This window comes from Streptomyces natalensis ATCC 27448 (genome assembly GCF_000935125.1).
Taxonomy (GTDB): Bacteria; Actinomycetota; Actinomycetes; order Streptomycetales; family Streptomycetaceae; genus Streptomyces; species Streptomyces natalensis.
In genome coordinates, this window is record NZ_JRKI01000044.1 from 1 (window position 1) to 2,500 (window position 2,500).

Annotated in this window: 1 rRNA gene (cut by a window edge); it reads right to left on the reverse strand. The window is 55.8% G+C overall.

Annotated elements, in window-relative coordinates:
* Window positions 1-2,500, reverse strand: a 23S ribosomal RNA gene (locus SNA_RS28745); its annotated part runs 252 nt beyond the window's last position; the annotation flags it as partial.

Genomic DNA, 2,500 nt, shown 5'->3' on the forward strand with positions numbered 1-2,500 from the left:
CCAGCCCCAGGATGCGACGAGCCGACATCGAGGTGCCAAACCATCCCGTCGATATGGACTCTTGGGGAAGATCAGCCTGTTATCCCCGGGGTACCTTTTATCCGTTGAGCGACGGCGCTTCCACAAGCCACCGCCGGATCACTAGTCCCTACTTTCGTACCTGCTCGACCCGTCAGTCTCACAGTCAAGCTCCCTTGTGCACTTACACTCAACACCTGATTGCCAACCAGGCTGAGGGAACCTTTGGGCGCCTCCGTTACTCTTTAGGAGGCAACCGCCCCAGTTAAACTACCCACCAGACACTGTCCCTGATCCGGATCACGGACCCAGGTTAGACATCCAGCACGACCAGAGTGGTATTTCAACAATGACTCCACACCAACTGGCGTTGATGCTTCACAGTCTCCCACCTATCCTACACAAGCCGAACCGAACACCAATATCAAGCTATAGTAAAGGTCCCGGGGTCTTTCCGTCCTGCTGCGCGAAACGAGCATCTTTACTCGTAATGCAATTTCACCGGGCCTATGGTTGAGACAGTCGAGAAGTCGTTACGCCATTCGTGCAGGTCGGAACTTACCCGACAAGGAATTTCGCTACCTTAGGATGGTTATAGTTACCACCGCCGTTTACTGGCGCTTAAGTTCTCAGCTTCGCCACACCGAAATGTGACTAACCGGTCCCCTTAACGTTCCAGCACCGGGCAGGCGTCAGTCCGTATACATCGCCTTACGGCTTCGCACGGACCTGTGTTTTTAGTAAACAGTCGCTTCTCGCTGGTCTCTGCGGCCACCACCAGCTCAGAGTGCAAGACTCATCACCAGCAATGGCCCCCCTTCTCCCGAAGTTACGGGGGCATTTTGCCGAGTTCCTTAACCATAGTTCACCCGAACGCCTCGGTATTCTCTACCTGACCACCTGAGTCGGTTTAGGGTACGGGCCGCCATGAAACTCGCTAGAGGCTTTTCTCGACAGCATAGGATCATCCACTTCACCACAATCGGCTCGGCATCAGGTCTCAGCCTTAACGTGTGACGGATTTACCTACCACACGGCCTACACCCTTACCCCGGGACAACCACCGCCCGGGCTGGACTACCTTCCTGCGTCACCCCATCGCTTACCTACTACCACCTTGGGTCAGCGGCTCCACCACGTCCCTTTGTCCGAAGACTCCAGGCCGGCTTCACGGCTTTAGCATTAATGGATTCGATACTGGGCGTTTCAAAGCGGGTACCGGAATATCAACCGGTTGTCCATCGACTACGCCTGTCGGCCTCGCCTTAGGTCCCGACTTACCCTGGGCAGATCAGCTTGACCCAGGAACCCTTAGTCAATCGGCGCAAGAGTTTCCCACTCTTGTATCGCTACTCATGCCTGCATTCTCACTCGTGAACCGTCCACAACTCGTTTCCACGGCTGCTTCACCCGGCACACGACGCTCCCCTACCCATCACAGCGGGCGTTGGCCCTCATGCTGCAATGACACGACTTCGGCGGTGTGCTTGAGCCCCGCTACATTGTCGGCGCGGAATCACTTGACCAGTGAGCTATTACGCACTCTTTCAAGGGTGGCTGCTTCTAAGCCAACCTCCTGGTTGTCTCTGCGACTCCACATCCTTTCCCACTTAGCACACGCTTAGGGGCCTTAGTCGATGCTCTGGGCTGTTTCCCTCTCGACCATGGAGCTTATCCCCCACAGTCTCACTGCCGCGCTCTCACTTACCGGCATTCGGAGTTTGGCTAAGGTCAGTAACCCGGTAGGGCCCATCGCCTATCCAGTGCTCTACCTCCGGCAAGAAACACACGACGCTGCACCTAAATGCATTTCGGGGAGAACCAGCTATCACGGAGTTTGATTGGCCTTTCACCCCTAACCACAGGTCATCCCCCAGGTTTTCAACCCTGGTGGGTTCGGTCCTCCACGAAGTCTTACCTCCGCTTCAACCTGCCCATGGCTAGATCACTCCGCTTCGGGTCTTGGGCACGCTACTCAACGCCCTATTCGGACTCGCTTTCGCTACGGCTACCCCACACGGGTTAACCTCGCAACATACCGCAAACTCGCAGGCTCATTCTTCAAAAGGCACGCAGTCACGACTGTATGTGCAAGCACATACAGCGACGCTCCCACGGCTTGTAGGCAAACGGTTTCAGGTACTATTTCACTCCGCTCCCGCGGTACTTTTCACCATTCCCTCACGGTACTATCCGCTATCGGTCACCAGGGAATATTTAGGCTTAACGGGTGGTCCCGCCAGATTCACACGGGATTTCTCGGGCCCCGTGCTACTTGGGTGTCTCTTAAACGAGCCGCTGATGTTTCAGCTACGGGGGTCTTACCCTCTACGCCGGACCTTTCGCATGTCCTTCGCCTACATCAACGGTTTCTGACTCGTCCCACAGCCGGCAGACTGTAGAAAAGAGATCCCACAACCCCAACCACGCAACCCCTGCCGGGTATCACACGTGACTGGTTTGGCCTCATCCGGTTTCGCTC